The following is a 26,333-nucleotide window of genomic DNA, read 5'->3' on the forward strand; positions in this document are numbered from 1 at the left end:
AGTATACTTTATTCTGAAAAATATGTAAATAGATATTGGCTGTTGACTAAAAAATAGTATAAAAAGCTAACCTCAAAGATATTCTCTCTGAAGCCAGCTTTTATGCATGAAGCGCTATAAACATAGCAAGTCTGCTTTTGTTTCTTATTTCGCTGCTTTTTGTAGTTTTGTAATCATCTTTATAGCACGTCCAGTACCGATGGCTACCGATTCAAGCGGGTTTGGAGCCATATGAACTGGTACACTAATTTCATTAGCAAGCCATTCCTGCATTCCATTTAAAAGGGCGCCTCCACCTGTTAAGACAATTCCATGGTCAACAATATCTCCACTTAACTCTGGAGGGCAATCCTCTAATGTAGCGCGAATTGCTTCTAGTATTTGCTCTAGAGATTCTTTAATCGCATTATAAATTTCAGTAGACGTTATTTCAATCGTTTTAGGCAAACCAGTTACCATATCACGACCGCGAATATCCATCGTGACTTCCTTATGATTCGGGTGCGCATAACCGATTTCCATTTTAATATTTTCTGCAGTGCGTTCACCAATTAAAATATTATACGTTTTGCGGATATGCTGTACGATTTCATCATCCATTTTGTCTCCGGCAGTGCGTACTGAATTACAAGAGACAACTCCTCCGAAGGAAATAATACCTACCTCAGAAGTTCCTCCACCAATATCAACGACTACATTGGCAATTGGTTCATCAACGGGTAAATCTGCACCAATTGCAGCTGCAACAGGCTCTTCAATTAAATGCACATGCTTTGCACCATAGCTTGTTACCGCATTATGAATTGCACGTCTTTCAACTGTCGTACTACCTGAAGGAGTACAAACGACAACAGTTGGCTTGCGCATAGACATCCCAAGCGTTTTACTTACTTTTTTCAATAGTTCCCTTAGCATTTGGGCAGTAACATCATAGTCCGCAATCACACCATCCCGTAAAGGGCGGATAGGTACAATGTTTTTCGGTGTTTTACCGACCATTTCTTTTGCTTCCGCACCAACTGCTACAACTTTTTTTGTTTCAATATCGATTGCCACAACAGATGGCTCGTTTAAAACGATTCCTTTTGTTTTTGAATAGACAAGTATATTTGCTGTTCCAAGATCAATTCCGATTTCCGCGTTTGAAAACATAATAGGTTCCTCCAATGATGACAATTTATTGTATCGTAGATTAAGGGGCAGTATTCCCGTTGTTTATAAGTTCAAATTTATATGATAGGGGTTCTGCCCCTAAAAGCTGTTTCGTTCTATCAGAATCATTCTGATAGAAGTATCGCATTTGTTTTTAATTGAGAAGTTTTAATAGTTATGTACATATAACAGCATAAACTTCCGATGCTAGTGTAAAGTGCTTATTGAAGTATATATAAATAGGAAATGACTATTTCAAATTATATACCCGAATTTAGTTTAAATATTGCATCCATAATTTAATCGTAAAATGCATTTGTTAAATTAAATAGAGATAAAGTTTTCACTATCCTATCTACTATAATAAAGAACGTTACTCTTAAAATTAAAACATTTAGTGGGGGAAATGCAAGTGACAGTTTGTTTACAAATCATTGCAACCTGTAATATAAACCCTTTATTTAAAAGGTGTCAACCGTAAAATTGTACTAATTTTTTCCTGTATGTTGAACTTTTACCTGTTTAGTCGAATTTAGGGATTTAGGACTTTTCTATGGAATACAAGGTTTCGAGTTTAATAGGTAAATTTATCGATAACTATTTTTCTAGTTTGGAAAAGCTTTCCTTAAATATTACAAAAATCCCGTGCTATGATGATTTTGCAAGAAACAACAAAACCAAAGGAGAGTGTAACAAAGATGTTTAAAAAAGTAGGAATCGCTACTGCATTATCAACTGCGCTATTACTTGGCGGAGCATTTACATCTACTGCTGATGCGTCAGCAAATCAAGATCAATCAACTAACCCTTCATATAAAGTCTATTATTCAGTAAATGGACAAACGGGAAATGTATCAGAGGGAGATATTCAAGGCCTTATTAATAAGGTATTGAATGGCGAGCTTGATTGGAAAAATATAGACTGGAAATCCATTCCTGCAAAAGAACAAAATCAAAAGCAAGCTGATGCTCCAGCAAAACAAGAAGCATCAGAACAAGCTGAAACGCCAGCAAAACAAGAAGCGCCAGCAAAAGAGAAAGCTCCAGCTAAAGAACAAGAGCAGGAAGCTGCAACACCTGTACAGCAACCAGCTCAAAAAGAAGAGCAATCTAACCAAAATCAAGAAACTTCACAGCAATTAAGTCAGTTTGAACAAGAAGTAGTAGAGTTAACAAACCAAGAAAGAGCAAAACAAGGTTTAAGTCCATTGGAAGTTGACACAGAATTAAGTAAAGTAGCTCGCGAAAAATCCCGCGATATGGCAACAAGCAACTACTTTGATCACAACAGCCCGAACCATGGTTCACCGTTTGACATGATGAAGAGCTACGGTATCTCTTACCGTACAGCTGGAGAGAACATTGCTAAAGGGCAACAAACTCCAGAAGAAGTTGTGAATGCGTGGATGAATAGTGAAGGTCACCGTGCAAACATCCTAAATGGTGAGTATACTCACATTGGGGTAGGTTATGTAGAGCAAGGTAACCACTGGACACAGCAATTCATCGGAAAATAATATAGTATTAGGGACTAGCTTTTAGCTGGTCTCTTTTTTTTAGGCTTAAAAACGGATGTGCACAATTTATCACGCTTAAAACAATAGGATGGATGCTTCATATTCAATCGTGTAACTAATTCTTTCTTGCCGTATAGTAGAAACTACATGAAAAGCTGTTATTATAAAAGCTATATAGTAGCACGTTTTAGGGTATACATAGATACAAACTTGTTTGGATGCACATACTGTTAATGAGGTGGGTAATGATGGTACAAGGATCTGTTAACTTAAACACAGAATTGTCGAAGGAATGGCTTCAGGATTATGTTGACAGTTGGATTAATTTCTATAAAAAGCAAACAGTTGATGGTGAAGTTGCTACGTATATACCGATTTTGGCAGAGGCTGATCAACACGCACTAGGCATATCGATTATTGGAAAAAATGGTGTTACGATTAAATCAGGTGATACAGAAGAAAAATTTACAATCCAAAGTATTTCCAAAGTATTGACCTTTATTTCTGCCTGTATGGATAGGGGACTTTCCTATGTATTAAATAGAGTGGATGTGGAGCCTACTGGTGAAGCGTTTAATTCTATTATGCATCTCGAAATGAAGCAGCCGAAGAAGCCGTTTAATCCATTAGTTAATTCTGGAGCAATTACCGTATCTTCGCTATTAAGTGGTAAAACATCGGATCAGAAACTAGATTCACTTTTTGTTCTAATGGAAAAAATGATTGGCTATCGACCGCAAGTAAATGTAGATGCATATGAATCAGAACGTGATACATCGATGAGAAATCGATCAATCGGTTACTATTTATTAGAGGGCGGCTATTTGGAATCTGATCTTGGAATTACGTTGGAGACATATTTTAAACAATGTTCGATAGAGATAACAACAAGTGATTTAGCAAAAATCGGATTAGTCCTCTCCAATGATGGACGTGATCCAAATACAGAAGAAGAAATTATACCACGATCAGTTGCGCGTTTAGTAAAGGCATTGATGCTTACGTGTGGAATGTATGATGCTTCAGGGAAATTCGCTGCATATGTTGGTATTCCTGCCAAAAGTGGTGTATCCGGTGGAATTGTAGCAGTCGTTCCACCACGAGTAAGGGATGAGGAACTTCCGTTTTTAGATGGTTGTGGCATCGGCGTTTTTGGACCTGCTCTTGATCTGCAGGGGAATAGTATTGGTGGTATTAAATTGTTGAGGCACATCGCTAATCAGTGGGATTTAAGTTTGTTTTAAGAACAAAGGTGCAAGTGCCGAGTCAGAGACACGGATACGAGGGAAGTCTTACTGTAATTTTAAGGCTTTGTGGACATGTGAGAACCGGGGATATTCGAATGAACGAATATCCCCGGTTCACGTCCAGATCCAGCTTCAGAGCACAGCGACTTGGCGCTTCCGCTTTTTTACTTTAAGCAGATTTTGATTTCGCAGCTCTTTCTTGCTCTTTTTCTTCTTTCGCTATTTTCAGGAATCGTTTTGTTTCATAAGCTACGACGCCAGATAGCCCGAGGAGTCCGATTAAGTTAGGTATCGCCATTAATGCATTAAAAATGTCTGAAAATAGCCACACGATATCAATAACTGTAGTTGCACCAAAGAAAACAGCAACAACCCATACAAACCGATAGATTGTAATTGCCTTTGGACTCTTGAATAAATAGTTAAGGCACTTTTCCCCGTAATAGGACCAGGCAATAACCGTAGAATAAGCAAATAGGATTGTCGTGATACTTACAATTAAGACTCCAGGCGTTCCTAAGAAAACACCAAAGGACTCACCAGTTAAGGCACCACCTGCTACACCAGTTTGGTGCAGATCTGCCATAACAATCGTAATTCCAGTGATACTGCAAACAATGATTGTATCGATAAATACCTGTGTCATTGAAACGAGGCCTTGTCTTCCTGGGTAGTCTGTTTTTGCTGCAGCAGCTGCAATGGGAGCAGAACCAAGACCTGCTTCGTTTGAGAAAATCCCACGTGCAACTCCGTATCGGATAACCGTACCTAGGATACCACCACCGACAGCACTTGCAGTAAATGCATCTGTTAGGATGAGGTTAATAGCGGCTGGAACAATATCAAAGTTAAGCGTCATGATAATTAAGCCACCGATAATATAAAATACAGCCATGATTGGTACAAAGAAAGCAGTTACACGTCCAATACTTTTAATTCCACCGAGAATAACCAATGCAGTAACAATAGCAAGAATAATTCCAGTAACCCATGTTGGAATGTTAAATGAATTTTCAGCAGCAGCGGACACGGCGTTTGTTTGTACCATGTTACCAATTCCGAATGCTGCAATTGATCCAAAAATCGCAAATGCAACAGCTAGCCATTTTAATTTTAAGCCTCTTTCAAGGTAGTACATCGGTCCCCCGGACATTTGTCCGTCCTCACCTTTGACCCTGTACTTTACAGCCAGCACGGCTTCCGCGTATTTTGTTGCCATACCAAAAATCGCCATGACCCACATCCAAAATACAGCTCCTGGCCCCCCGGCAATAACAGCTGTAGCTACCCCTACAATGTTACCAGTCCCAATTGTTGCCGCCATTTGCGTGGTTAAGGCTTGATAATGGGAAATATCTCCATCTGACAACTTATCTTGCTTTTTGCGACTGAATGCGTTTAATAACGCTGTTGGTAACGCGAGAATTTGCACAAAGCCAAGTCTGAAAGTTAAATAGATCCCTGTTCCAACAATAAGAATTAATAATGGCGGTCCCCAAACAAACGCACTTACTTGTTCTAAAAAACCTATCATTGAATCATCCCCCTTAATTACTTATACTTACTAATATTTCGAAAATTGGATGAGTTGTCAAGAGGAAATAAAAGTTATTTTAGTCTGTAAAAACTTCTGAACTACTTAAACGCTATAAAATCGATTGACAAAATCCCTAGCTAATAATGATTTATCGAAAGGGTTCGACATAATAAAACAAAAAATCATCCATTCCTATTTATAATTTTTTGCTTATGAACCACTATATTGCTTATAATAGAAAATGGAGAAGGGAGTTATCATCATGGACATTCGTGTACTATTTGTTTGTTTAGGTAATATTTGCAGGTCGCCAATGGCAGAAGCTATTTTTCGTGATTTAGTGGAAAAAGAAGGACTTTCTGATAGAATTAAGGTGGATTCAGGGGGGACTGGTGATTGGCATGTTGGAAATGTACCACATGAAGGAACAAGAAAATTATTAGACCGTGAAGCAGTTTCGTATGAGGGCATGTTCGCACGACAAGTGAAGGAACAGGATTGGGATGACTTTGATTACATTATTGCAATGGATGATCAGAACATAGCTAATCTGAACAAGATCCGAAAGGTGCTGGATGACTCGGTAACAGTCGCGAAATTAATGGATTTTGTCGAAAACCCAGAGGATGTAAACGTTCCGGATCCATATTATACGGGGAATTTTGAATACACCTATCAGTTAGTTTTAACAGGTTGTGTTCATTTACTAAAATCTATAAAGCATACATACCATATTGTTTAAAGGAGAGAATGAAAATGGGAAAACGTAGAATCATTTTAAGTATGACTATTGGGGCTGTAGTAGGTGGGGCTGTCGCTTTATTCGACAAAAATACGAGAAGCTATGCGAAAGGAAGATTTGACGCAGCGAAATCATGCTCATCTCACTTTATTAGTAACCCTTCTGAAGCAATTCATAGCTTGCGTAATACCTTTGATGAATTAAATCAAACGATTGCAAGTGGTGCAGAGAATGCAATCAATGCTTTAGAGCAAGTAGAATCAACGCTAGAAAAGGTTACGAATAAAAAAGGGTTAAACTAAATATAGTAAAGTAGAAGAACGTATTGAAAATGATTTACTATATTTAATTTATGGGAGCGAGTGAACGTGAAAAAAATACTAATTCTTGGGAAGCAGTTCTATCAGCGCGTCGAAAATGTGGATGTGTTTGGTCTTGCTGCACAGTTAGCATATTTTTTTCTGTTGTCACTGTTCCCATTTTTATTATTTCTATTAAATTTAATTGGATATTTACCGCTTGATGCTCAAGTAATTTTAGATACGATTGCAACCTATGCGCCCCCGCAAGTAATGGAATTGATCAATAATAATATTGGTCAAATGCTCAACCAGCAAAATGGTGGTCTGCTTTCTATTGGGATTATCGGTACACTTTGGGCTGCTTCGAATGGGGTTAACGCCATAACCAAAGCATTTAATCGAGCGTATGAAATCGAGAATAACCGTTCTTTCTTTTTTGGGAGACTAATCGCGATATTACTAACCATTGCCATCGTAATTGTCATTATCATCGCATTAATTTTACCGGTTTTTGGAAGAATGATTGGCTTGTATTTGTTTTCCATATTTGGTTTATCAGAAGACTTTTTGCAAACCTGGGAAACATTTCGCTGGGGCATTTCTTCTGCGATCTTCTTTATTGTGCTTCTCTTTCTCTATAAATTAGCACCTCATAAACGGATATACTTTAAAACTGTTATTATAGGTACTGCATTCGCTACGATAAGCTGGCAGTTCGTATCATGGGTATTTTCCTTCTATGTCATTACGATTGGTGATTACTCTGCTACATACGGAAGTCTAGGGGTAGTCATTATACTGATGTTCTGGTTTTATCTATTTGGCATCATTATTATTCTTGGTGGTGTATTAAACGCATTTATAGAAAAAGTATATAGACGCCCATGATCCGTGAAAGAAAATAGCTACCCCCTAAAAGGCAGCTATTTAAGTAAACGCAAACTATTTAAAATAACGAGGATAGTGCTCCCTTCATGACCAATAACACCGAGTGGTAAATCAATAATTTGAAAGTAATTTGTAAGAACAAGCAACAAAATGATGGTTAAAGAAAAGATGATATTCTGTTTAATAACACGATTCATTCGTTTGGATACTTGAATTGCGTTTGTGATTTTTGTTAGGTCATTTTTCATCAATACCATATCTGCTGTATCGAGTGCGATGTCTGTTCCTTCTCCCATTGCAATACTTACATTGGCATTCGCTAAAGCAGGAGCGTCATTAATGCCATCTCCGACCATTGCCACCGTTTTGTATTGCTTCCTAAACGATTTGACGTATTCGACTTTATCCTGTGGAAGACAATTGGCCTTGTATTGGTTTATGCCAACTTCCTCGGCAACAGCTTTAGCCGTCAATTCATTGTCACCAGTAAGCATAATCGTTTCAATGCCATTTGACTTTAAGTTATGAATCGCTTCTTTTGCTGATTCTCTTGTCGTGTCTTTTAGGATAAACATACCGATAATTCGCTCATTTATTTGAATGAAGGTAGATGTTTTTTCAGCAGTGGATTGTTTGTCTGCGTATTGTTGTTGAAAGGCCACTGTTAACTCTTTCCCTACAAAGTCTGCTTTACCAATTCTCCACTCATTATTTCCTACTGTAGCGATAATTCCTTTTCCACTAATATTTTTTAGATGCTTAATCTCAAAAGTAGGAGCTAGGACTCCAGCTTTATCCAAACAATACGCAGTTATCGATTTGGCAATAGGGTGTGTCGATTCTTTTTCAATAGCCCCGATAATAGACAAGATTTCCTTTTCATTAACAGCTTCGTCCATATATACATTTGTTACGGCTGGCTTCCCTTTGGTAAGTGTCCCTGTTTTATCCAATGCAATAGCTTGGATGTTGCTTAAATTTTCAAGGTGTACGCCACCTTTAAAAAGAATCCCTTTCCTTGCAGCATTCGATATAGCGGATAAGGTTGCAGGTGAGATGGAAGCTACGAGTGCACAAGGAGAAGCTACAACTAGTAACACCATTGCCCGGTAAATACTGTCAGAAAGTGTCCAGTTAAATAAAAGATATGGAAGAAACATCATAATAGCTACAATTGCTAGCACTCCATATACGTATGTGCTCTCGAACTTTTCAATAAACAGCTGTGAGGTTGATTTCTCCTCTTGTGCAGATTGGACAAGCTGGATAATTTTTTGGAATAAGGTTTCATTTGGTTTTGTTGTAATCTTTATTGTTAATGTACCATCTAGGGCTACAGTGCCTGCGTACACATCATGCTGATTTTGTCTGTAGATAGGCAGTGATTCACCAGTAATCGTGCTTTCATCAATCGTAGAAGCACCCTTAACGATAACTCCATCAGCTGGAATGCGTTCACCAGCCCTTACGAGAATAGTATCGCCAATTTTCAGCTGGGAAACAGGTATTGTCGTTTCTCGTTTGTCTTGCAAGAGTAAAGCCTCTTCAGGTTGTAATTCCATTAATGATGAGATTGCTCGATTGCTTTTATTCATCGAATAGGTTTCAAGAGCACCAGACAATGCAAAAATAAAAATTAAAATAGCGGCTTCTGTCCAATAACCGATTGTGATTGCTCCAATTGCGGCAAGAATCATTAAGATTTCTACATTTAATTTCTTTGTTTGAATCGTTTCTGTGATGCCTTCCTTCGCTTTCGCATATCCACCAATTGCAAATGCAAATCCATGAAGCGTAAACCAAAGAACAGAGGTTAATTGATCTTTAAAAATCCATGCTAGGAGTAGTAGGAGCCCGCTAATTAGCGCAGCAATTAATTCGTGATGCTCATAAATAGCTACTGTTTTTAACTTGGAAATTGGAGTCTTCCAAGTTGTACGTTTCATTTCTAAAGTATCAGTAGACATGACAGTTACCTCCTTTTAATAATGTTTACCTTTTTATAATAATTCTAATTAGATATTTATTATTATATCAGCAAAGAGGCAAGAGTCAATATAAATTTTGCAAATAATAAACTTTCCTTTTTTGCATATGTACAACTAAGCCATGCACCAAAGTTTTAGGTGCATGGCTAGTTTTCTAAAAATAAATTTATAGAAACAGATTAATTGTTACAATTTTTTAGTAAAATCATTTAAAACAGAATTCATTACGTTGTTTTATCAACTTAATTCTGTTACAATTGCATTTGAAAATTATATATAACAAAGGGGTGCTTTTGGTGAAAAAGCTTAAGTTATCTTTAATGCTTTTAGCTTTAGTTATGATTGCTGTGCTAAGTGCATGTGGCAATTCTGGAGATACAGCAGGGGAAGATTCATCAGATGAAAGATGGGAAGCAATTCAAGATGCAGGTGAGCTTATAGTCGGAACTTCCGGTACATTAATTGCTGCATCCTATTACGATGAGAACGATGAATTAACAGGTTATGATGTGGAAGTAATGCGCGAAATCGCAGAACGTTTAGATCTTGAAGTAAGCTTTGAGATAATGGGAATTGACAGTATGCTTCCAGCAATTCAAAGTGGAAGAATTGATGTGGCAGCGAATGATATCGAGCCTACTGATTCAAGAAAAGAAGAATTTAATTTCAGCGAACCATATAAATATTCCTATTCGACAATGGCGGTTCGTGAATCCGATAACTCTGGAATCGAGTCATTAGAAGATTTAGAAGGCAAAAAAGCAGGTGGTGGAGCAACGACAATTTACAGTCAAATTGCCGAGCATTTTGGTGCTGAGGTTGTGACATATGGAAACGCTCCAAATGAGGCTTATTTAAGCGATGTTAGCAATGCGCGTACTGATGTTGTTATTAATGACTATTATTTAACGAAATTTGGTGTCGCAGCATTTCCTGATTTCGATTTGCATTTGCATCCAACATTAAAATTCCATCCAACTGAACAGGCGGTTGTTATACCAAAAGGTGCGGATAAATTAACGGAAGAGATTAACCGTGTATTAAGTGAGATGCGTGAAGATGGAACATTATCAAAGTTAGCAATCCAATTTTATGAAGAAGATGCTTCTGAAAAACCAGAAGGCGATATTGAAGAAATAGAAGGTCTTGATCTGTAAGGGGAATTGATAAATGAACTTCAATGGATTTGATTTCGGAGGATTATTTGACATTGAATTAGCCATTAATAGTTTACCCTTTGTCCTAGAGGGATTGCCAATGACATTGATTGTATCGATAGCTGGAATGGGAATAGGTCTTGTATTAGGCCTGTTCCTAGCTTTAGCTAGAGGATCAAAGCATGTTCTATTACGCATTCCAGCACGTGTTTATATTTCTTTTATGCGTGGTACACCAATGCTCGTATTTCTTTTTATACTTTATTTTGGTCTGCCGGTAGTTGGTATTCAATTCACAGCAACAGCAGCAGCTATTATTGGTTTTGGGCTGAATAGCGCGGCATATATTGCTGAGGTGGACAGGGCTTCGCTTAATAGTATTGATACAGGACAATGGGAATCGGCAAAGGCATTGAATATGCCATACTGGACAACACTGCGAAAGATTATCTTGCCTCAAGCAACGAGGATAGCAATCCCGCCACTCACAAATGTGTTCATGGACGTTGTAAAAGCTACATCATTAGCAGCTGTTATTACCGTTCCAGAGCTATTTCAGAAGACACAGATTGTAGCAGGAAGAGAATTTGATGCGATGACAATGTATGTCCTTGTAGCACTTATTTATTGGCCAATATGTATATTAATTGGCGTTTTACAAGAACGATTAGAAAAACGATATAGTCGATTTGTTTAGGTAGGGTTGCTCAATCTTGGGCAGCCTTTTTTAGTGCAACTGGAACGTGAATAGGTTGAAAAGAAAAAAAGCAGAAAGTAATTTAGTCAATTTCATGAAGTAATGTATAAATTCCTCCTCAATCGAAAAAAATAGGGAAAAAGAAAGGAATGGGAAACATGAAATTAAATAAAATGACCAAGTTTGTCATAATTGCTTTCTTATTAAGTATGCTTTTCCCATCGGTCGGATCGGCTGCCAAAAAATCAGAGGACGCTGTTGAAATTCCAAACCATGTGTTGAATATAGCGAAAGAAAATACGTTTCCAAATTCAACAGAGGACCAGGAAGTCATTGAGCCAAGCGAACTAACCCAGGAATTGCTTGACGCATTATCCATACCTGTTGAAAACCCTGATCTGATTAAAATGCTAAATGAAACATCATTAAAGCCTTCACCGGTTGCTATCGGTTACCGGGGAATGGTCTATCTTGGACGCTGGCCGTTAAATTATCAATCAGATGAATCAAATATCAATTGGGAATACCAGCCAATCAACACAAATGAATTGAGTAATTATGGTGAGGAAGCGCCACAAAATATGAATTATATTCAACAGGAAGAAAAGGAAATTAAAGGTGCCTTAACCAATAAAATTACAAATCCGGAAGATGTTAAAAAAATGATGCTGCTTAAATCAAAGGAAAAAACAAAACTTCCACTTTCTTATCAGACGATAATCGGCAAAAATACGAAGAAAGATAATTCCTATGCAATACCAGCTAAGAAAAATGGAACTTTGCAAGCATTTGCTCCTGCAGTGAATGAAAAAGGGCAGGTTACTTTTGGAGAAGTTTATCTTCAGTTAAAAGGCTCGAAGAAATCCCTAGTAGTTAAAAATGTTACGAAGCAAGGGATTGGTGCTTGGATTCCCGTTCAGGATCATGTATCCTTTTCATTTCAATTAAAATAGTTACAAGCCCTGTGAATTTATTTACAGGGTATTTTATTTTCATAAAAGGGTTGAAAAATCCGTTTTAATGCTTTATCATATTAAAGTATTAAAGTTAAATTCAATTACACAACATAGATAAGGACATAGGGGGAAGCTTGAGATGGAATGGATTGTAATTGTTTCCGTGCTTGTAATGACAATTTTATGTTTACTGCGCGTGAACGTAATTATAGCCATTATTGCTGCGTCGATTGTAGCAGGATTAATGGCGGGATTAAGTCTGGTAGATTCAATTGAAATGATGGTAAGTGGAATGGGGGCAGCATCGAATACTGCATTGAGTTATATTCTTCTAGGTGCGTTTGCTGTTGCAATTAGTTATACCGGCATTACAACGATTTTAGTGAATTTTTTAATTCGCAAATTGACAGGTAAGAAAACAATGCTGGTACTTGCAATAGCCGGAGTTGCTTGTTTATCACAAAACGCAGTGCCAGTGCATATTGCTTTTATTCCAATTTTAATACCGCCTTTATTAAAATTGTTCGATGAAATGCGTTTAGACCGCCGTGCTGTGGCATCAGCCCTAACATTTGGTTTAAAAGCTCCATACATTATGATACCAGCAGGATTTGGGCTTCTCTTTCAAGGAATTATAGAAGAAGGCATGATACAAAATGGCACTTTTATTACTGAGAACGAAGTATCACTAGCGATGCTTATCCCAGGAAGCGGGATGATTGTTGGCTTATTTATCGCTATTTTTATTACTTATCGAAAAGATAGAGATGCAATACCTGGAGCTGGTGGAACAGAATCTACAATTACAACAGCAACGACAGAGAGCGTCCCATTTAATAAGCAGCATTTGTTTACAATAATAGCTATTTTGGGCGCATTAGCTGTACAGCTGGTTACCCAAAACCTTATCGCAGGTGCCTTAACTGGACTTGTGCTTATGTTTTTATTCTTCGTTATCCCCTTTAAAAAAGGTGACAAGGTGATGACAGAAGGAATTGGCATGATGGGAACAATCGCATTTGTTATGCTTGTCGCATCAGGATATGGAGAGGTTCTAAATGAAACAGGAGCGGTAGAAGCGCTTGTTGAATTGAGTTCTGGCTATTTAAACAACAATAAAGTACTTATTGCCTTTATTTTATTATTAGTTGGCTTATTAATCACAATGGGGATTGGTTCTTCATTTGGAACGATTCCAATTATTGCAGCTTTGTATGTACCAATTTGTATTGCTGCTGGATTTTCGCCAATGGCAACTGCGGCATTAATTGGAACAGCGGGAGCACTTGGGGACGCAGGTTCTCCTGCATCGGACAGCACACTTGGACCTACATCTGGTCTGAATGCAGACGGAAAGCATCACCATATATGGGATACTTGTGTGCCGACCTTCCTCCATTATAATATTCCGTTATTTATATTTGGATGGATAGCAGCACTTATTTTGTAATGTGAATAATTAAATAGCATGTAGGAAAAGGTAAGAAAAAAACTAGGTGGGTTGTTATGCGGAAATTTACGTTAAAATCAATCATCGTTTTTCTTGCCTTTTTCATTTGCTTTATGGAGCCGGGCACTACCAGCGCATTTGGCTGGGGGTATAAAAAGAATTCCGATCACCAAATTCCAGAAATAGGTCATTATAAGGAATTGCTTGATCAATATGGCGCCTATTATGTAGATGATTCCGGTGCGAAAAATATATACCTTACATTTGATAATGGATATGAGCAGGGATATACAGCGGATATTTTAAAAGTGTTGAAACAGGAAAAGGTACCGGCAACATTTTTCATAACCGGGCATTATGTAGAAAGTGAACCCGATCTTGTGAAGCGGATGGTTGATGAAGGACATATTATTGGAAATCATTCTTACCATCATCCTGACTTTACGATTATGAATAAAGAATCGATTAAAAAGGAATTGGAAACCTTAGAGGAATCAGTAGCAGAATTAACGGATCAAAAGGAAATAAAATTTCTTCGACCACCCCGTGGTGTTTTTAATGAAAACACATTACGATGGTCAAATGAACTAGGGTTAATTCATGTGTTTTGGTCACTAGCCTTTGCTGATTGGAAAATTGCAGATCAAAAAGGCTGGGAGTATGCTTATGAGCAAATAATGGAGCAAATGCATCCAGGGGCAATTATATTGCTTCATGCTGTGTCATCAGACAATGCCCAAGCACTCGAGCAAGTCATCAAGGAATTAAAAAAACAAGGATATACGTTCAAAAGCCTTGATGATTTACTATTAAATGATATGCTGCCAAATGGAATGTTTGGACTGTAGCGGAAACACTCGAGGAATGTTTATTGTGGAATGAAGGACAACTGTTTTTCCTAAAAACTTTATCACGGTTGATCTTTCTCAGTTTATGTTATTAATCGACCGTGACAGCTCATCTCTCGGTCGATACTTTTTGCTGTATCAAATCAATCAGCCGTGATAGCCTATTTCTTCGGCTGATTGAGTAATTATATAACAGCAGTTACTTGAGATTTAAAATAATATCAATTTACAGGATCAAATCGAATTATCGATTTGGTCTTTTTTAATTAGTAGGAAACCCCCACTTCAAAAACGGACGTTTTAAGTGGGAGGAAGGTTCATTCAGAGCTCTTTTCAGCACCACCAAATCAAATAAGTTGAGAGAAATTTTCCAAAGACTTTTATGTTAAAGTTAATGGAGAGAATGGATTATTAAGGGAGGTATGCTTTATGTATAAGGCAATCATTAATGAGGACACTTATATCTCCATCTTTGAACCAAGGCATGCGGAAGCATTATATCATCTTATTGATGGAAGCCGTGACAGTATAGGGGAGTGGCTCTCATTCCCCGCAAAAACAAACAATATTAAAGACACAAGATTATTCATAGAAAAGTCACTGAAAAGACTATCCGAAAACAATGGGTATTGGGCAGGTATTTGGTACAATGAAATACTCGTCGGTTCGATAGGGTATTTATATATTGACTGGACTGCGAGAAAAACTGAAATCGGGTATTGGCTGGGAGATGACTATGCAGGAAAAGGACTGGTTACTTGCGCTTGTCAAAAGCTTATTAATCATGCATTTATGGATTTAGAACTAAGAAAGATTGAAATCAATGTAGCATCAAAAAACACGAAAAGCAAAGCAATACCAGAGCGCTTAGGTTTCAAAAAAGAGGGAATTATTCGCAACTTTGAGTATTTAAACAGTGAATACCTAGACAGGACTGTTTATGGATTACTCAAAGAAGAATGGACTATAAACAGAAATCCTTAGTTTTTATTTATATAAATATTCTTAATTATTTGTTACAATGTAAATAATTATTGTGGGAGGGGATACATGGTGAATCGGAGAGACCTAATCGCGCCAACAGATTATAATATTGTAATGGAGATGGAAAAGCATGCTACAAATACAGAACGAACGGCACTAATATGGGAAAATGAAAAAGGTCATACAAAAGAAGTGACCTATGAACAATTAATGAAAAACGTTAATAAAATAGGTAATGCCTTTCTTGAAAAAGGACTAAGGCAAGGAGATAAAGTACTTATAATGGTACCTCGACTAATCGAGGCTTATGAAGTATATTTGGCAGCAATCAAAGTCGGGGTTATTGTTATTCCAAGCTCTGAAATGCTAAAAACAAAAGACTTGCAATACCGTGTAAGCCATGGTGAAGTGCGTGGAATAATCAGCTATTATCCTTACGTAGAACAATATAAGGATATTGAGGAGTATGATGAGCTAATCAAATTTGTGGTTGGTGAGACTCGGGATGATTTTTATTTTTTAGATGAACTACGAGAACAACAATCTGATGTACTAGAGATTGCATCGACAACAAAGGATGATATTGCTTTTATCTCCTATACTTCTGGTACAACAGGAAGTCCAAAAGGTGTTGTTCATACACATGGTTGGGGCTATGCGCATTTAAGGACGGCTCCAGAGCATTGGCTTTCTATTAAAGAGGGAGATAGAGTATGGGCAACGGCTGGACCTGGTTGGCAGAAATGGATATGGACTCCGTTTTTATCTGTGCTTGGTACAGGGGCAACTGGATTTATTTATCACGGAAAATTTGATGCACAAAAATATTTAAGCATTTTAGAGAAGCAAGCAATCAATGTCCTGTGCTGTACGCCAACAGAATATCGAATGATGGCAAAAGTAGATACGATTAGCAAATATAATCTTTCGGCTTTAACAAGTGCTGTATCTGCTGGTGAACCATTGAATGTGGAGGTTATTGATGTATTCCGCAAGTATTTCAATATCACAGTTCGCGATGGCTATGGTCAAACTGAAAACACATTACTATTGGGAGTAATGAAAGGAATGAAAGTGAAACCTGGTTCCATGGGCAAACCAACTCCAGGTAACGATGTGGAAATTGTTGATGACAAAGGTCAACCAGTCTCAACGAATGAAGTTGGTGATATTGCTGTGAAATTAGATAGTCCAGCTCTTTTCAGAGAGTACTATAAAGATATTGAGCGGACAAAGCATTCTCGCCGTGGAGATTACTACATCACTGGAGACAGGGCACGCAAAGATGAGGATGGCTATTTTTGGTTTGAGGGAAGAAGCGATGATATTATAATTAGCTCTGGCTATACGATTGGTCCATTTGAAGTGGAAGATGCTTTGGTCAAACATCCATATGTTCAGGAATGTGCTGTTGTCGCAAGTCCGGATGAGATTCGAGGAAGTATTGTCAAAGCATTTGTCGTATTAAAAAATAATATAGATCATGACGAAACAGCATTGGTCAAAGAATTACAAGAGCATGTTAAAGCATTAACAGCACCATATAAATATCCAAGGGAAATTGAGTTTCTAGACGAGCTTCCAAAAACAACCTCCGGAAAAATCAGGCGTGTTGAACTACGCCAAAGGGAAGCTGTTAAATAAAGTATACCCAACGATCTCGACTAATAACTAGTCGGGATTTTTCACTTTTTATAAAAAAATTTATCAAAACACTTGAAAGTCAAAAAAGGTCAGAGTATAATGTAGTTAAGGTCAAAGATAGTCAAAGTCAAACCTGAGAACGATATGGAATATTTCCAAGGAGGAATGGAAAATGAAATGTCAACAATGTGGAACAAATGAAGCAAATATAAATGCGCAAATGCAGATAAATAATCAGCGAGTGGAAATGCACTTATGTGCTACATGTTTCCAAGAGCTTCAAGGAAAGATGATGAATTCAAATGACTTCTTTTCAAATTCTCCGTTCGGGGATTTCAATGAAGCATTTTCAAATAACTTCTTCCAAGGTAATGGAGCAAGCAAAACGGGAACACAAACAAAACAAAAAGCAAACAAAGGGAATGGCTTGATTGACCAATTAGCAAAAAATCTAAATGATGCAGCACGTGCTGGTAGCATTGATTCTGTAATCGGCCGTGATAAAGAAATTAAACGAGTTATTGAGACTTTAAATAGAAGAACAAAAAATAATCCGGTTCTTATCGGGGAACCAGGTGTTGGTAAAACAGCAATCGCAGAGGGACTAGCAGTTAAAATTGTAGAAGGCAATGTACCTGCGAAGCTGCTCAATAAAGAAATTTACTTGCTTGACGTTGCTTCACTTGTAGCGAATACAGGAATACGCGGACAATTTGAAGAACGTATGAAAAAACTGATTGAAGAATTGCAAGCACGTGAAAATGTTATCTTGTTTGTCGATGAAATTCATCTAATCGTCGGTGCTGGGACTGCAGAAAGTTCCCAAATGGATGCAGGAAATATCCTAAAGCCGGCACTAGCTCGTGGTGAACTGCAATTAATCGGTGCTACGACATTGAAAGAGTACCGTCAAATTGAAAAGGATGCGGCACTAGAACGCCGTTTGCAGCCAATCATGGTCAATGAACCTTCGCAAGAAGATGCTATTCAAATCTTAAATGGAATCAAAGATCGTTATGAAGCATTCCATGAAGTTCGATATTCAGATGAGGTTGTTCGTGCATTTGTGACACTATCAAGTCGCTATATTCAAGATCGTTTCCTGCCAGATAAAGCAATTGACTTGATGGATGAGGTTGGATCACGTCTAAATCTTGCAAATGCTCAAAAAGATTCCGATTCCTTGCAGAAACGTTTAGATGAGGTAGTCAAAGAGAAGCAAGAAGCGGCAGAAAAAGAAGAATATGAACGTGCTGCGAATCTAAGATATCAGGAAATTCAATTACAAAAGCAAGTTGAAAAAGCCGTAGACGGTGAAAAAGTACTGGATGTCGACATCTCAGATATTCAATTAATAGTCGAAGAGAAAACAGGCATCCCAGTAACGAAAATGCAAGCAGATGAACAAGCAAAAATGAAAAATATTGCTGAAAACCTGCGTAAGAAAGTAATTGGTCAGGATGAAGCAGTTGATAAAGTTGCTAAAGCAATCCGCCGTAGTCGTGCAGGACTAAAAGCGAAAGATCGCCCGATTGGATCCTTCTTATTTGTCGGACCAACTGGTGTAGGGAAAACCGAACTGACAAAAGTATTAGCAGAAGAATTATTTGGTACGCGTGACTCGATGATTCGTCTTGATATGAGTGAGTACATGGAAAAACACGCTGTGTCTAAGATTATTGGATCACCTCCAGGCTATGTTGGTCATGAAGAGGCAGGACAACTAACTGAGCGTGTTCGCCGTAATCCATATTCTATCCTGCTTTTGGATGAGATTGAAAAAGCACATCCAGACGTACAGAATATGTTCCTGCAAATTATGGAAGATGGTCATTTGACCGATTCACATGGCAGAAAGGTCAGCTTCAAAGAAACTGTGATTATTATGACAAGTAACGCAGGAACTGGAGTGAAATCAGTCAATGTTGGCTTTAACAGTGATCGTCATGAATCTGTATCAACATTGGAAAACCTAAGTGACTACTTTAAACCAGAATTCTTGAACCGTTTCGATGCAATTGTTAACTTTAATGAGTTAGCAGAAAAAGATCTATTAAAAATTGTAGATTTAATGCTAAAAGATCTTGAAGAAACGATTGAGGAAAATAATATTCACATTACAATTTCAGATGAAGCGAAGCAAGAGCTCGTTAAACAAGGCTATGATGTACGATTCGGTGCAAGACCATTACGTCGTGTCATCCAAGATAAAATTGAAGATCAATTAACAGATTTAATTCTAGAAGAAGAAACAGTCGATAATGTGCATGTCGATGCTGTTGATCAGGAGATTGTCGTTCAGAAAAAGTAATAGCTTAAGTGAAACCCGCTGCGTGTTTGCAGCGGGTTTTTTTTGTTTATGTAAGTTAGGGAATTAAATTTAACGGCTTTATACTATTTGAAAGTGCGGACCAGTTACCCGTGGTATAAGATCTTGTGACCCCAGATGGAGAGACCTGTGACCAGGTAAAGAGAAACCGCGGCCATTCGGTAACTCATAAAGGAGATGAGTGCCCGAATAAAGAAAAATCGAGGTAATTTGGTAACACATAAAGATGATGAGTGCCCGAATAAAGGAAAATCGAGGTAATTTGGTAACTCATAAAGGAGATGAGTGCCCGAATAAAAAGAAATCGAGGCCATTCGGTAACTCATAAAGGAGATGAGTGCCCGAATAAAAAGAAATCGAGGCCATTCGGTAATTCATAAAGATGATGAGTGCCCGAAGAAAGAAAAATCGAGGTAATTTGGTAACACATAAAGATGATGAGTGCCCGATTAAAGAGAAAACGAGGCCATTCGGTAACTCAGAACCACGATTCTACATTAGGCTGTGTCTAGGAATCCATCCTTTCCTAATAATCTCTCCAGAATAAAGTTATTTTACCGTAATTCGAAAATGCTCAGACCGCGTTATTTTTGCTGTAACAAGTGATAAAAACACTGTTGTCGCAGCCTTCAATACTAATATTCAACCCAAAATATCCCTACAATAAAAAGCTAATAACATATGAACATTCGTAAAAGCTATAACAAACAGCGAAAAAAGGATGTTTTTTATGAAAAGATGGCTATCAGTAATTATCATTATTCATATTTGCCTAATTGCTTATCCTAATAATAGTTATAGTGAAGATACCCCAAATATGCAGGTGCATTTTATTGATGTTGGTCAAGGAGATAGTATTCTAATTGAAACGCCTTTAGATAAAACAATTTTAATTGATGGCGGGCCACCCGGGTCTGGGAAAAAAATCATCTCGTACTTAAAAAGCCAAGGTATTGCTGAATTAGATTTATTAGTTGCAACACATCCAGATATGGATCACATTGGCGGTCTTCCGGAAGTGATGAAAGCTGTCACTGTCAATGAAATTCTCGATACGGGAAAGCTTCATCCAACAAGAACTTTTGCTAAATATATATCGGAAATAAGAAAACAGAATATCCCAGTTCAAATCGCAGAAAAAAATGACACGATTGAAATTGATCCACTGATTAATATTGAAATCTGGAATGCCTATGAAAAATTTAAAAACAATAATAAGTCATCGATTGTATTAAAGGTTTCCTATAAGGAGATGGATTTTTTATTAATGAGTGATGTAGAGAAACAACAGGAGAAAAAAATAATGGAAGATTATGATGTTGAATCCGAAATAATAAAAGTTGGACATCATGGGTCAAAGACAAGCTCATCATTAGAATTTTTACAAGAAGTCAATCCTGAGATAGCTATTCTTACCTATAGTAAAGATAATAATTATGGACATCCAGTAGACCAGGTGATTGACAATTTATATAGTGTAAATGCCCTTATTTATTCGACTGCGGCGCTCGGCGATCTGGTCATTTATACAGACGGTGGAGGTTATTTTGTAATACCTAAAAAGGATCCGATTTCAAATATAATTAATGCTGCTAGTTAATTATTCTGACATTTTAATTTACAATTTAATACAAAAATGATATCATATTAATATAAAAATAAAATCATTTTGGAAGGTGTGTTAATATGATTCATGAGAAAAAGGCTTGGATGATAAATGGCTTCATCGGTATTCTTCTCGTTGCATTGCTTTTGGCAGGTACGGTATTCAGTTTTGTTCAAGAACAGTTTGTACTAGGTGGAATTTGCTTAATCTTAGCTGTTACCTTAGGCAGTGGAATAACGCTTGTGCAGCCTAATCAGTCGGTTGTCGTTATATTTCTCGGTAAGTACATGGGGACAATACGACGAGAAGGTATTGTAGTTACGATTCCATTTTCAGTGAGGAGAACCATTTCACTACGTGTGCGAAACTTTAATAGCAATCGTTTGAAAGTAAATGATGTGAACGGGAATCCGATTGAGATAGCTGCAGTTATTGTGTTCAAAGTAGTGGATGCAGCAAAAGCGGTTTTTGATGTTGATAAATATGAACAGTTTGTCGAAATTCAAAGTGAAACAGCTATTCGAGCGGTTGCTACAAAGTACCCGTATGATACGTTTGAAAATGTTGAGCTTACACTACGCGGGAATGCAGAAGAAGTATCGAATGAATTAACAGTAGAACTCCAGGATCGTTTGAAAGTCGCTGGCGTTGAAGTGATTGAAGCACGATTGACACATCTTGCCTACTCAACAGAAATTGCTCAGGCAATGCTGCAGCGCCAGCAAGCAAGTGCAATTATCTCTGCACGTAAGCAAATCGTTGATGGTGCGGTCGGAATGGTGCAGGATGCGATTGAGCGAATTGAAAAAGAGGGGATTGTTGACTTAGACGAGGAGCGCAGAGTTGCGATGATTAATAATTTACTCGTTGCGATTGTGTCAGATCATGGGACGCAGCCAGTGATCAATACTGGTTCATTATATCAATAAAAGAGGGGGTATTTATGGCTAAAAAAAAGAACTTTCCATTGCGGATAGACCCCAAATTATATGATATCCTCCAGTCATGGGCAAAGGATGAGTTTCGAAGCGTCAACAGTCATGTAGAATTTTTGCTTCGGGAATCCGTAAAAAAAGCAGGACGACTCCCAAAGAGTGAAGACAAGAAGATTGGTGAGGATTAAGGTCCAGTTGGATACAATATAAGACTTAAAACAGTTTAGCACTTGCTAGGCTGTTTTTTTATTTTTTCAAAGAACTATTGACAAAAATGTTCATTAGTTATAGGGTTAGTTACATAAGTAATTAACCAAATAGGAAGGAACTGAATATGAAAAATTCATTAGATGATAGTAAGCCAATATTCCTTCAAATTAAAGAACAGCTAGAGGATTCCATCATAAATGAAACGATAAAAGCAGAAGAACGTGTTCCATCTACAAATGAATTTGCAGCTTATTACAAGATTAACCCAGCTACTGCAGCAAAAGGAATCAATGAGCTTGTCGCAGAGGGCATTCTATTTAAACGGAGGGGTGTTGGGATGTTTGTTACCGAAGATGCACAGCAAATCTTAATTGAAAAGCGAAAGAAGTCATTTTATGAAAATTACATGCTTCCCCTAAAAAGTGAGGCGGAGAAGCTACGTATTAGTGCAATGGAACTTATCGAAATGGTGGAAAGGGAGGATACTTCAAATGAAGATTGAAGTGAAAAATCTATCTAAAAAGTATAAAGAAAAAGCTGCTCTGAACAATGTTTCTTTCACATTAGATGAGCCAAAAATTTATGGATTACTCGGGAGAAATGGTGCTGGTAAAACGACATTTATGGATATTCTATCTGGACAGATATTACCAAGCGGTGGTGAGATTTTGATCGATGGAGAGAATCCGTTCGATAACCAGCGACTAACCGAATCGATTTGTTTAATTAAAGAGGGAAACAACTTTAAAAAGGATTTAAAGATTAAAAATGTCCTTAAAATATATTCGTATTTCTACCCAAATTGGGATCAAGAACTAGCAGAGGACTTGATTCAGGAATATAACTTAAGCTTAAATGCAAAAGTAAAAACGCTCTCCAAAGGAATGGAATCGGCTTTAGGTATTACAGTTGGTCTTGCAAGTAAAGCTCCAATTACAATCTTTGATGAACCGTATATCGGACTTGATGCACCATCAAGAAAAAGATTTTACGAAATTATGTTAGAAGAATATCAGACAGAAAAGCGAACGATTATTTTCTCCACCCATTTAATTGATGAAGTGAGCTTGCTGTTTGAAGAAGTACTTATTTTAAGAGAAGGATCACTGGTTTTACAAGAAGAGGCGGAGACACTTCGTGATAACGCAATCTCCGTTTCAGGAAGCATTGAGAAAGTTGAAGGATTCCTAGCAGGTAAGGAAGTAATTGAGCGAAAGCAACTTGCAGGAGTAATGACTGCATACGTTTATGGAACGGCATCAGATGCAAAAGTGCATGGACTAGAAGTGGAAGGTATTCCAATCCAAGAGTTAATGATTTATTTAACAGAAAGAAAGAAGGGTGCTTAAAATGGGCAGGCAGATAAATGGATTACTTTATTTCTTTATAACGGATATACGCTACTCACTGATGATTTTCTGGACAATTTTACTCGGTATACTAGGCGTTTCATTAACGATTTCTTACTTTTTACTTGGGGTGGAAGATGGTAGTCTCTACTTCATGTTTCAATTCATCTACGTATATTGTGGTATTTTAGGGTTTATTACAGTAAGAGAAAGTATTCCTTTTGCTCTAAAGATGGGCGCAACGAGAAAGAACTTATTTATAAGTCTTGGTCTGTTTTTTGCTGCAATAGCTTTAATGAAAGCAGTAATTGCAAATACGCTACACACGATTATTTTATATTTTACTGATGTAACAAATCTCCATACATTTGGTTTTATGCACGTGGCACAGCTCATGGAAGATACATGGGTTAATAGAGTAATTATTGATATGTCCGTAATGTTTCTTTTTCTAACTGTAATGTTCTTAACTGGTCTGATATTTTATAGATATGGACTGTTAGGGGGAGGAATTGTTGTCGGGATTGAAGTGATTATCTTATTTGTTGGGATTGCACAAGGTTGGTTAATTGACTTTTTTACCGATTTATTTTCAGATTTAAAGCTAACCTTGTTCCTGCAAATTTTCGGCATAGGCATTGTAATTTATCTCATTTCATTCTTATTGATACGAAGAGTAACAACTGTAAGTACAAAATAAAAAAAATAAAGGACTGGCTCGCCAGTCCTTTCTGCCCTGAATAAATTGCTACTATCAAACCAATAGTACCATCGTGCATATCATCAAAAATAAAGCGCTACTCCGCTCAATTAAAGCACCATAACGTAGAATAAAGCGCTACTCCGCTCAATTAAAGCACCATAACGTAGAATAAAGCACTACTCCGCTCAAATAAAGCACCATAACGTAGAATAAAGCACCACTCCGCTCAAATAAAGCACCATAACGTAGAATAAAGCACTACTCCGCTCAATTAAGACACCATTCCACAGAATAAAGCACTATCCCGAATGAAATCAGCACCATCCTCAAAATTAAAAGCACCATCCGTTGAAAACCGACACCCATCGATTAATCCAATGGCACTTCCGTACACCTCTGCAGCAATTAACCAGCCAATTCCTTCGCCTTAAACGTAAATATCGAAGCAATTAGCAGGATGAGGGATAACGCAATCGCTACCACAGAGGTTGCAACAAGATCAGATGAAACCTCACCAGCAATTACCATCTCATAAATATAGCTTGATAAATTATTTGGGCTCCATTCAATAATGTGCCCGAATATTTGTGTCACAATGCTCATTCCCATTATCGTCAAAATAGAAAGAAATGCGACAAGGCCAGGAGTTTTTACTAATGTATTGTAAAAAATGACGATGGAAATGACAAAAGTAAGCCACAGTCCATAGAAAATAAAAATAAGCAAAAAACTTTTAAAAGAAAGATCACCATATAAAATATTCGTATAATACCAGCTTGCAAGTAAGCCAACGAACAGTGCAGCCCAAACAAGAGCAAGCAATGCTGCCCATTTAGCGGTAATATAGTTTCGATAGGAGACAGGCTTCACAAGTATTAATTCAGAAACACCGCTTTTTCGCTCACTCGCAATTGTTCCCATTGCCATCAGTACAATCACTAACACACCTAGGCTGCTTAACTGACTTAAACTCATCATCACAACGTCAGCTGGTGCAAATTCAGGGAGATTAATAATCGCTCCATCTGGTAAACCACCAACCGCTTCAATAATTTGCGGTAAATAATAATTAGAAATCGGATCTAAAATGGCAAGTAAAATCAATACTAATGGTACCCAGATCCATTTTTTATTACGCCAGTTTTCCATCATTTCCTTGTTAAAAAGTGTCATCCATTGCATCAGCTATTCACCACTTTCATAAACATATCCTCAAGTGAAGCGCGGTTAAGTTTAAAGTTTACGAGCTCCCAGTTTTCTTTTGCAGCAACGGCAAGAATCTCCTGTCGTGCGATCGCAATATCTGTTGCATTAACTTGGAGAACGTTTCGTTCCACGTGACTACCTGAAACACTTTCTAGAGCATTTACTTTGGCTTGATAACTAGGCAAATCACTCTCGAATTCTAACGCAATCGTTGAGGTCTGGTATTTTTGCCGTAACATTGCCATCGACCCAGATTCTACAATATTTCCCTGATGTAAAAGTAATAACGCATCACTTACTTCATCTGCATCAGTTAAAATATGGGTAGAGAAAAGAATAGACATCTCTTTCTTTAATTCTTCCATTAATGTAAGAACTTCTCGACGACCAATTGGATCAAGTGATGAAACGGGTTCATCCAGTATTAGTAGCTTTGGTTTATGAATAATTGCTTGAGCAATTCCAAGGCGCTGCTTCATTCCACCAGAATATTTCCCAATTCGCATGTTCCTTGCATCGGCAATACCTACTTTCTCAAGTAGTACCTCTGCACGATTTTTTGCTTCCTTTTTTGAAAGAAAAGCGAGCTGTCCGCTATAAACTAAAAATTCCATACCTGTCATCCATGGATGGAATACAGGATATTGGGGCAGATACCCAATATATTTTCGAACATCATCGTTACTTGCCACATCGGAAATGCGAATGGTCCCTTCTGAAGGCTTTAGAAGCCCCGCAAGTGTGCGGAGAATTGTTGTTTTACCTGCGCCATTTGGTCCGATGAGTGCAATACACTTTTCATACTCAAATTCAAAGCTTATATTGTTAACTGCAGTCTTTCCATCGTAAGTTTTTGCTAGATTGTTAACGGTTAGCAAGGTCATCG

The 26,333-nt window shown here is 37.5% G+C and carries 24 protein-coding genes; 19 read left to right on the plus strand and 5 right to left on the minus strand.

Annotated elements, in window-relative coordinates:
- Window positions 1-144: 144 nt before the first annotated feature.
- Window positions 145-1,152 carry a rod-share determining protein MreBH gene (gene mreBH, locus D1B32_RS21355; RefSeq protein WP_095313681.1) on the minus strand — a complete coding sequence of 336 codons (1,008 nt, stop codon included), beginning with the start codon at window positions 1,150-1,152 and terminating at the stop codon, window positions 145-147.
- Window positions 1,153-1,850: 698 nt separating this feature from the next.
- Here mreBH and D1B32_RS21360 point away from each other — a divergent pair.
- Window positions 1,851-2,669: a YkwD family sporulation-associated protein gene (locus D1B32_RS21360; protein ID WP_095313680.1), complete on the plus strand. Its 819-nt coding sequence runs from the start codon at window positions 1,851-1,853 to the stop codon at window positions 2,667-2,669.
- A 248-nt stretch (window positions 2,670-2,917) separates the two neighbouring features.
- Window positions 2,918-3,913 carry a glutaminase gene (locus D1B32_RS21365; RefSeq protein WP_095313678.1) on the plus strand — a complete coding sequence of 332 codons (996 nt, stop codon included), beginning with the start codon at window positions 2,918-2,920 and terminating at the stop codon, window positions 3,911-3,913.
- 172 nt (window positions 3,914-4,085) lie between these two features.
- Here D1B32_RS21365 and D1B32_RS21370 read toward each other — a convergent pair whose 3' ends face one another.
- Window positions 4,086-5,450, minus strand: coding sequence for an alanine/glycine:cation symporter family protein (locus D1B32_RS21370; RefSeq protein ID WP_095313677.1), 1,365 nt, complete (start codon window positions 5,448-5,450; stop codon window positions 4,086-4,088).
- A gap of 265 nt (window positions 5,451-5,715) precedes the next feature.
- Between D1B32_RS21370 and D1B32_RS21375 the strand changes: the two genes are divergently transcribed.
- From D1B32_RS21375 to D1B32_RS21385, 3 genes are all read left to right on the plus strand, one after another.
- Entirely contained in the window at window positions 5,716-6,195 is a 480-nt protein-coding gene (locus tag D1B32_RS21375) for a low molecular weight protein-tyrosine-phosphatase (protein ID WP_095313676.1), read from the plus strand.
- Between the two features lie 14 nt (window positions 6,196-6,209).
- A complete protein-coding gene (locus D1B32_RS21380) occupies window positions 6,210-6,497 on the plus strand; it encodes a YtxH domain-containing protein (RefSeq protein ID WP_095313674.1) in 288 nt (95 codons plus the stop codon).
- Window positions 6,498-6,563: 66 nt separating this feature from the next.
- Window positions 6,564-7,385: a YihY/virulence factor BrkB family protein gene (locus tag D1B32_RS21385; RefSeq protein WP_095313673.1), complete on the plus strand. Its 822-nt coding sequence runs from the start codon at window positions 6,564-6,566 to the stop codon at window positions 7,383-7,385.
- Window positions 7,386-7,420: 35 nt separating this feature from the next.
- On the opposite strand, the gene D1B32_RS21390 is transcribed toward D1B32_RS21385, so the two are convergent.
- Window positions 7,421-9,352 carry a heavy metal translocating P-type ATPase gene (locus D1B32_RS21390; RefSeq protein ID WP_095313672.1) on the minus strand — a complete coding sequence of 644 codons (1,932 nt, stop codon included), beginning with the start codon at window positions 9,350-9,352 and terminating at the stop codon, window positions 7,421-7,423.
- 359 nt (window positions 9,353-9,711) lie between these two features.
- Here D1B32_RS21390 and D1B32_RS21395 point away from each other — a divergent pair, with 359 nt between their 5' ends.
- The 14 genes from D1B32_RS21395 to D1B32_RS21460 all read left to right on the plus strand — a co-directional run bounded on the left by D1B32_RS21395 (window position 9,712) and on the right by D1B32_RS21460 (window position 24,238).
- Window positions 9,712-10,530: a transporter substrate-binding domain-containing protein gene (locus D1B32_RS21395; RefSeq protein WP_392391133.1), complete on the plus strand. Its 819-nt coding sequence runs from the start codon at window positions 9,712-9,714 to the stop codon at window positions 10,528-10,530.
- Window positions 10,531-10,543: 13 nt separating this feature from the next.
- Window positions 10,544-11,227, plus strand: a complete 684-nt coding sequence (locus tag D1B32_RS21400; protein WP_095313670.1) for an amino acid ABC transporter permease — start codon at window positions 10,544-10,546, stop codon at window positions 11,225-11,227.
- 158 nt (window positions 11,228-11,385) lie between these two features.
- Window positions 11,386-12,180 (plus strand): YfkD famly protein, encoded by a 795-nt coding sequence (locus D1B32_RS21405; RefSeq protein ID WP_240033870.1) that lies wholly within the window; start codon window positions 11,386-11,388, stop codon window positions 12,178-12,180.
- Between the two features lie 142 nt (window positions 12,181-12,322).
- Window positions 12,323-13,633 carry a Na+/H+ antiporter family protein gene (locus D1B32_RS21410; RefSeq protein WP_095313669.1) on the plus strand — a complete coding sequence of 437 codons (1,311 nt, stop codon included), beginning with the start codon at window positions 12,323-12,325 and terminating at the stop codon, window positions 13,631-13,633.
- A 56-nt stretch (window positions 13,634-13,689) separates the two neighbouring features.
- Complete coding sequence (gene pdaA, locus D1B32_RS21415; protein WP_095313667.1) at window positions 13,690-14,481, plus strand: delta-lactam-biosynthetic de-N-acetylase; 792 nt, start codon at window positions 13,690-13,692, stop codon at window positions 14,479-14,481.
- Between the two features lie 429 nt (window positions 14,482-14,910).
- Window positions 14,911-15,465 carry a GNAT family N-acetyltransferase gene (locus tag D1B32_RS21420; RefSeq protein WP_118890392.1) on the plus strand — a complete coding sequence of 185 codons (555 nt, stop codon included), beginning with the start codon at window positions 14,911-14,913 and terminating at the stop codon, window positions 15,463-15,465.
- A 69-nt stretch (window positions 15,466-15,534) separates the two neighbouring features.
- Window positions 15,535-17,109, plus strand: coding sequence for an acyl-CoA synthetase MbcS (gene mbcS, locus D1B32_RS21425; RefSeq protein WP_118890403.1), 1,575 nt, complete (start codon window positions 15,535-15,537; stop codon window positions 17,107-17,109).
- A 172-nt stretch (window positions 17,110-17,281) separates the two neighbouring features.
- On the plus strand, window positions 17,282-19,420 hold the full coding sequence (locus D1B32_RS21430; RefSeq protein WP_118890393.1) for an ATP-dependent Clp protease ATP-binding subunit: 2,139 nt from the start codon (window positions 17,282-17,284) through the stop codon (window positions 19,418-19,420).
- 748 nt (window positions 19,421-20,168) lie between these two features.
- A complete protein-coding gene (locus tag D1B32_RS21435; protein WP_095313664.1) occupies window positions 20,169-21,038 on the plus strand; it encodes a ComEC/Rec2 family competence protein in 870 nt (289 codons plus the stop codon).
- Between the two features lie 89 nt (window positions 21,039-21,127).
- Window positions 21,128-21,973, plus strand: coding sequence for an SPFH domain-containing protein (locus D1B32_RS21440; RefSeq protein WP_205126998.1), 846 nt, complete (start codon window positions 21,128-21,130; stop codon window positions 21,971-21,973).
- Window positions 21,974-21,987: 14 nt separating this feature from the next.
- Window positions 21,988-22,167, plus strand: coding sequence for a type II toxin-antitoxin system antitoxin (locus D1B32_RS21445; protein WP_095313660.1), 180 nt, complete (start codon window positions 21,988-21,990; stop codon window positions 22,165-22,167).
- 146 nt (window positions 22,168-22,313) lie between these two features.
- Window positions 22,314-22,691, plus strand: coding sequence for a GntR family transcriptional regulator (locus D1B32_RS21450; protein ID WP_095313658.1), 378 nt, complete (start codon window positions 22,314-22,316; stop codon window positions 22,689-22,691).
- Window positions 22,681-23,538, plus strand: a complete 858-nt coding sequence (locus tag D1B32_RS21455) for an ABC transporter ATP-binding protein (RefSeq protein ID WP_095313656.1) — start codon at window positions 22,681-22,683, stop codon at window positions 23,536-23,538. Before D1B32_RS21450 ends, D1B32_RS21455 begins: the two co-directional genes overlap by 11 nt.
- Before the next feature lies 1 nt (window position 23,539).
- Window positions 23,540-24,238, plus strand: coding sequence for a hypothetical protein (locus D1B32_RS21460; protein ID WP_095313654.1), 699 nt, complete (start codon window positions 23,540-23,542; stop codon window positions 24,236-24,238).
- A 408-nt stretch (window positions 24,239-24,646) separates the two neighbouring features.
- Here the strand turns inward: D1B32_RS21460 and D1B32_RS21465 are convergent, their stop codons facing one another.
- Both D1B32_RS21465 and D1B32_RS21470 read right to left on the minus strand, forming a co-directional pair.
- Window positions 24,647-25,423: an ABC transporter permease gene (locus D1B32_RS21465; protein ID WP_118890394.1), complete on the minus strand. Its 777-nt coding sequence runs from the start codon at window positions 25,421-25,423 to the stop codon at window positions 24,647-24,649.
- Window positions 25,423-26,331, minus strand: a complete 909-nt coding sequence (locus tag D1B32_RS21470; protein WP_118890395.1) for an ABC transporter ATP-binding protein — start codon at window positions 26,329-26,331, stop codon at window positions 25,423-25,425. Before D1B32_RS21470 ends, D1B32_RS21465 begins: the two co-directional genes overlap by 1 nt.
- Between the last annotated feature and the right edge of the window lie 2 nt (window positions 26,332-26,333).

This window comes from Oceanobacillus profundus, from assembly GCF_003515705.1.
GTDB lineage: Bacteria > Bacillota > Bacilli > Bacillales > Amphibacillaceae > Oceanobacillus > Oceanobacillus profundus.